The sequence below is a fragment of the Streptococcus sp. GMD1S genome (genome assembly GCF_000296875.1).
Classification (GTDB): Bacteria; Bacillota; Bacilli; order Lactobacillales; family Streptococcaceae; genus Streptococcus.
On the sequence record NZ_AJQY01000333.1, the window covers coordinates 1 to 6,068 of the forward strand.

Below are 6,068 nucleotides of genomic sequence, written 5' to 3' on the forward strand. Positions count from 1 at the left end.
GCCGCTCACGAGATGCTTTTGGACAATAAATTTGGTGACTCAGGTGCGCGTGTGGTTATCGAGGAGTTTCTTGCAGGAGAGGAATTTTCACTTTTTGCCTTTGTCAATGGGGACAAGTTCTACATCATGCCAACGGCTCAGGACCACAAACGTGCTTACGATGGCGACAAGGGCCCTAACACTGGCGGGATGGGTGCCTATGCGCCAGTTCCTCACTTGCCACAGAGCGTGGTTGACACAGCGGTTGAGACCATTGTCAAGCCAGTTCTTGAAGGCATGATCAAAGAAGGACGTCCCTACCTTGGTGTCCTTTACGCGGGTCTTATCTTGACAGTTGATGGACCGAAAGTCATCGAGTTCAATTCACGCTTTGGAGATCCTGAAACACAAATCATCTTGCCTCGTTTGACATCTGACTTTGCGCAAAATATCACTGATATTTTGGATGGGAAAGAACCAGAAATCACTTGGACGGACAAGGGTGTGACACTTGGCGTAGTTGTCGCATCCAATGGGTACCCGCTAGACTATGAAAAAGGTATTGAGTTGCCAGCCAAGACAGAAGGTGACATCATCACCTACTATGCCGGAGCTAAGTTTTCGGAAAATAGCAGAGCACTGCTATCAAACGGCGGACGAGTCTATATGCTCGTCACCACAGCCAACACTGTCAAAGAAGCTCAAGAAACCATCTACCAAGAACTCGCCCAACAAAAAACAGAAGGCCTCTTTTACCGAACAGATATCGGAAGCAAGGCCATTAAGTAAAGATATAAGAATAACGCGACGAAGTCGCCAAATACGATAATGATCGCCGTGGTGAAAAGACCAGAACAGAACTTGTTCTGGTCGGGGGAAACTTTGAGACCTTAGGCTCAAAGTTTAGGAATGAAACCGAAGGTTTGCTTCCGCCCCCACCACCTAAGACCATTATCAAAAAGAAAAATAAAAATTTACAAAATACGTTAATGGTCGTATGGTTTGCGAGCGTTAGCGAGCTAATATAGGATAATCGTCGCAGTAGTGGAACTCCTAGTAGCATAGCTACTAGGAGCGGAAAACTGGAGACTTAGGCTCCAGTTTTAGTAATGGAACGCCCTAGGCGGTCGCTTACGTCCGCACTACATTAGACGATTATTAAAAGAGGAGAAGAAATGAAACCAATTATTTCCATCATCATGGGCTCAAAATCCGACTGGGCAACCATGCAAAAAACAGCAGAAGTCCTTGACCGCTTCGGTGTAGCCTACGAAAAGAAAGTTGTTTCCGCACACCGTACACCAGACCTCATGTTCAAACATGCGGAAGAAGCACGTAGCCGTGGCATCAAGGTCATCATCGCTGGTGCGGGTGGCGCAGCCCATTTGCCAGGTATGGTAGCTGCCAAAACAACCCTTCCTGTCATTGGTGTACCAGTCAAATCACGTGCTCTTAGTGGCGTGGACTCGCTCTACTCTATCGTTCAGATGCCGGGTGGCGTACCAGTCGCAACTATGGCTATCGGTGAAGCAGGGGCGACAAACGCGGCCCTCTTTGCCCTTCGTCTTCTTTCAGTAGAGGATCAGGCTATCGCGACAGCTTTGGCAGATTTCGCAGAAGAGCAAGGAAAAATAGCAGAGGAGTCAACAAATGAGCTCATCTAAAACAATCGGAATTATCGGTGGCGGTCAGCTGGGGCAGATGATGGCCATTTCTGCTATCTACATGGGGCACAAGGTTATCGCACTGGATCCTGCGGCTGATGGTCCCGCCTCTCGTGTGGCGGAGATCATCGTGGCTTCTTATAATGATGTGGACGCCCTGCGTCAGTTGGCGGACCGCTGTGATGTTCTCACTTATGAATTTGAAAATGTCGATGCCGACGGTTTGGATGCTGTCATCAAGGAGGGACAACTCCCTCAAGGAACTGACTTGCTCCGTGTTTCTCAAAATCGTATTTTTGAAAAGGACTTTCTCTCAAACAAGGCACAAGTCACCGTGGCACCCTACAAGGTCGTGACTTCTAGCCAAGACTTGGCAGATATTGACCTGTCGAAAAACTATGTCCTCAAGACGGCGACCGGTGGCTACGATGGCCATGGTCAAAAGGTTATTCGTTCAGAAACAGATTTGGCAGAAGCCTATGCGCTAGCTGACTCAGCAGACTGTGTTTTGGAAGAATTTGTCAACTTCGACCTTGAAATTTCTGTCATCGTGTCAGGAAATGGCAAGGACGTGACAGTCTTCCCTATTCAGGAAAATATCCACCGCAACAATATCCTGTCTAAGACCATCGTGCCAGCCCGCATTTCAGAAAGTCTAGCTGAAAAAGCCAAAGCTATGGCTGTGCGAATCGCAGAACAACTGAACTTGTCTGGGACTCTTTGTGTGGAAATGTTTGCGACAGCTGATGATATTATCGTTAATGAGATTGCCCCACGCCCCCACAACTCAGGACACTATTCGATCGAAGCCTGTGATTTCTCCCAGTTTGATACCCATATCTTAGGTGTTCTCGGAGCACCGCTTCCAGCCATCAAACTGCATGCACCTGCCGTCATGCTCAACGTACTCGGCCAGCATGTCGAGGCCGCTGAAAAATATGTCACAGAAAATCCAAGCGCCCACCTCCACATGTATGGTAAAATAGAAGCGAAGCACAACCGCAAGATGGGACATGTGACTTTGTTTAGTGATGTGCCGGATAGTGTGAATGAATTCGGTGAATATGAAATGAGTAAGAAAAATATAATGTGATTAATTTTGAATAAGGATTTATGATCTATTATGGAAGTAATAAAGTATAATAATAAACCATTAACTCTTAAAACAGCTATAAATAAGCCTAGTTTAACAGGTAGAACAGTTATCGTATCTGATAGGTGGGAGTATGTGAGATTTTTTCTAAGAAATATAAAAAGAGGGAAAAAAAGTAACGCAGAGAAAGCTCTGTTTTATTGGAATCAGGCAGAAGAATTTTATAAGTCTAGTAAAAATTTATCGTTAACTTCTGCTCCGCTTCCTCTTTATTATTGTTTTTTAAATGCAACTAAAGCGCTTTTAGAATTTTGGGGCATCAATAATTCATACTATACGCCTTATCATGGTGTATCAGGTAAAAATAAAAATACAAACAAAAACAAGCCAAGGTTAGATGAGCAAGAGGTCGTAATTAAAGCTAGAGGGGTTTGTCCAGGACTACTTCATTTTTTTGATGGAAATATGGGAATAATTGGCTCAAAACACTCTTTAGATGAGTTGTTAGCTAATTTAGTATATATTCATAGGACGTATGTTATTTCGCAGGGAATCAGTCAAAATAAAGAGATGTTTATTCCTTTAGACGATGTTTATTTTGTTAGAAAGCCTGATAAAAGAGTGACTATAAATGCAAAAATTGATGAAAAATATACGAAACATAATAATGTTAAAGGAAATAATTTAAGAAGAGTGAGAGTCTATAAAGACTTTGATGGTACTAAACTTTCATGGAGACAGTGCCCGGTACAACTCCAAAATATTAGAAATGTGTCTTCTAATCAAAATTTATTAAATTTTCATAAGATGGTAAGAAAATCATTCCAAGAAATTTCTTCGGGTATTAATTCTAGATGGTATTTTAAAGACTTTAATAATCCTAAAAGTTTAGATATTCCTCCAATAGTAATAATGTATATGTGTATGCATCGTCTGAGTGAGTTGTCAAGATATGAACCAGATGTTTTAAATGCGTATTTAATGAAAGAACATAGTTGGATTCTTTCGGAATTTATTAAATTAACTCCATTTCAGTTTATAAATATGATTGTTGCAGAGATAACTCGAGAACAATTGGGTGTTTCAAGGCACATCATAGAAATATAAGTGAATACTATGAAGAGGTTTTATATATTTATGATTAAGACTATAAAATACCCAAACAAAAGTGAAGCGCTTCATTATATCACTAATGATATAGCAAATCAGCTAGGATATAGCAGTGTAGATGAATTAGCTGATTGCTATAATGGATATGGAAGTTTCGTTTTAGAGGATTTTGTTAATTTTAATAAAGATTTTTTTAAAACTGAACAAGACATTCATGAATTTGCTAAAAATGTTAAAGATGAAAGAGATAGAGCAAAAAGAGGGATTGCCTTGTTATCTAGAGAAACTATTATTCCACCTAATGGGGGGACCTCAAAAGGAAAGTCACAATTCTCTGGGTCAGTGTTTCATACAGGCCATATACTGGGACATATGTTAGTCGGAAGAATGAAGGATTTTAATTCAAGAAAAAATAATGATGAAAATATTTTTCCTCAGACAAGTTGGTCTAATGGAGGTGGGAGAGATTTTGAGTCCTTTAAATTAAATTCTGAGAGGGGTAATTCTCAATTAACGTATGAAAGACGTATATGGAATAAGCTAAATAAAAATGGTAACAAAGACCTTCAGGTATATTATCAGGTTGATTTAATATATCATAAATCTGAAGAAGTTCCAAGAGGAATCCATATTCAGGCTATTCCTAGCGATGACATAACAGAACTCAATAAGAATAGAGTATCTCTGAATGTGTTTATTCCTAATATTAGATATAATGAGATTTCTGAATTAGATTATGATTCTTGGGATAGTAAGAGGAATAAAGTTTAGATGGCTCGTTATTAAAAAGGTGAAACTTAAGAAGAAAGGAAAATTAATCATGATCGAACGTTATTCTCGCCCTGAGATGGCGAACATTTGGAGTGAAGAAAATAAATACCGTGCTTGGCTTGAGGTGGAAATCTTGGCTGATGAGGCATGGGCTGAGTTGGGGGAAATCCCTAAGGAAGATGTGGCTTTGATTCGCGAGAAGGCGGACTTTGACATCGACCGTATTTTGGAGATTGAGCAGGAGACTCGCCACGATGTGGTGGCTTTCACTCGTGCGGTTTCTGAGACTCTTGGTGAAGAGCGCAAGTGGGTGCACTATGGGTTGACTTCTACCGACGTGGTGGATACGGCCTACGGTTACCTTTACAAGCAAGCCAACGACATCATCCGTAAGGATCTTGAAAACTTCCTCAACATCATCGCTGATAAAGCGAAAGGACACAAGTTTACTATCATGATGGGACGTACCCACGGTGTGCACGCTGAGCCTACAACTTTTGGTCTTAAATTGGCAACTTGGTACAGCGAAATGAAACGTAACATTGAGCGTTTCGAACATGCGGCTGCTGGCGTGGAAGCTGGTAAGATTTCTGGTGCGGTTGGTAACTTTGCCAACATCCCACCATTTGTGGAGCAATACGTCTGCGACAAGTTGGGTATCCGTGCTCAAGAAATCTCTACACAAGTCCTTCCTCGTGACCTTCACGCTGAGTACTTTGCAGTTCTTGCTAGCATCGCGACTTCAATCGAACGTATGGCAACAGAGATCCGTGGTTTGCAAAAGTCTGAACAACGCGAAGTGGAAGAGTTCTTTGCTAAAGGTCAAAAAGGGTCTTCAGCAATGCCTCACAAACGCAACCCTATCGGTTCTGAGAACATGACAGGTCTGGCGCGTGTGATCCGTGGTCACATGGTCACAGCTTATGAAAACGTAGCCCTTTGGCACGAACGTGATATCTCTCACTCATCAGCTGAGCGAATCATCGCACCAGATACAACCATCTTGATTGACTACATGCTCAACCGTTTTGGAAATATCGTCAAGAACTTGACGGTTTTCCCTGAAAACATGATCCGCAACATGAACTCAACTTTTGGTCTTATCTTTAGCCAGCGGGCGATGTTGACCTTGATTGAAAAAGGTATGACCCGTGAGCAAGCCTATGACTTGGTGCAACCAAAAACAGCCCACTCTTGGGACAACCAAGTAGACTTCAAACCGCTTCTCGAAGCAGATCCAGAAGTGACATCACGCCTCACTCAAGAGGAGATCGACGAAATCTTCAATCCTGCATACTACACTAAACGAGTGGATGATATCTTTGAACGTATAGGACTTGGTGATTAATCCTAACAATAAAAAGCGAGATTCAATCTCGCTTTTTCGTATTCTCCTAGAAGAATCTTAGTCTTCTTTTCTCTTAGTCAGTCCGTAGGCTGCTAGAGTCGCC

Annotated in this window: 6 protein-coding genes; all 6 read left to right on the forward strand. The window is 42.0% G+C overall.

The features are described from left to right. The coding region (locus GMD1S_RS09795; RefSeq protein WP_000000293.1) for a phosphoribosylamine--glycine ligase at positions 1-768 on the forward strand (768 nt) is incomplete at its 5' end. Between the two features lie 386 nt (positions 769-1,154). Further along, the gene (gene purE / locus GMD1S_RS09800) at positions 1,155-1,643 is read left to right on the forward strand and encodes a 5-(carboxyamino)imidazole ribonucleotide mutase (RefSeq protein WP_000802563.1); all 489 of its coding nucleotides are present in this window, start codon (positions 1,155-1,157) and stop codon (positions 1,641-1,643) included. Next, on the forward strand, positions 1,630-2,736 hold the full coding sequence (gene purK / locus GMD1S_RS09805) for a 5-(carboxyamino)imidazole ribonucleotide synthase (RefSeq protein WP_000099061.1): 1,107 nt from the start codon (positions 1,630-1,632) through the stop codon (positions 2,734-2,736). The genes purE and purK overlap by 14 nt, the downstream gene beginning before the upstream one ends. 30 nt (positions 2,737-2,766) lie before the next feature. After that, positions 2,767-3,843 carry a YaaC family protein gene (locus GMD1S_RS09810; RefSeq protein ID WP_000452038.1) on the forward strand — a complete coding sequence of 359 codons (1,077 nt, stop codon included), beginning with the start codon at positions 2,767-2,769 and terminating at the stop codon, positions 3,841-3,843. Between the two features lie 30 nt (positions 3,844-3,873). After that, entirely contained in the window at positions 3,874-4,617 is a 744-nt protein-coding gene (locus tag GMD1S_RS09815) for a hypothetical protein (protein WP_000598019.1), read from the forward strand. Positions 4,618-4,666: 49 nt separating this feature from the next. Next, a complete protein-coding gene (purB, locus tag GMD1S_RS09820) occupies positions 4,667-5,965 on the forward strand; it encodes an adenylosuccinate lyase (protein ID WP_000572896.1) in 1,299 nt (432 codons plus the stop codon). The last annotated feature ends 103 nt before the right edge of the window (positions 5,966-6,068 follow it).

Excerpts from the sequence above, each read along its gene's own strand:
- purE (WP_000802563.1), top strand. The coding sequence starts at position 1,155 with ATGAAACCAATTATTTCCATCATCATGGGCTCAAAATCCGACTGGGCA.
- purK (WP_000099061.1), top strand. The coding sequence starts at position 1,630 with ATGAGCTCATCTAAAACAATCGGAATTATCGGTGGCGGTCAGCTGGGG.
- GMD1S_RS09810 (WP_000452038.1), top strand. The coding sequence starts at position 2,767 with ATGGAAGTAATAAAGTATAATAATAAACCATTAACTCTTAAAACAGCT.
- GMD1S_RS09815 (WP_000598019.1), top strand. The coding sequence starts at position 3,874 with ATGATTAAGACTATAAAATACCCAAACAAAAGTGAAGCGCTTCATTAT.
- purB (WP_000572896.1), top strand. The coding sequence starts at position 4,667 with ATGATCGAACGTTATTCTCGCCCTGAGATGGCGAACATTTGGAGTGAA.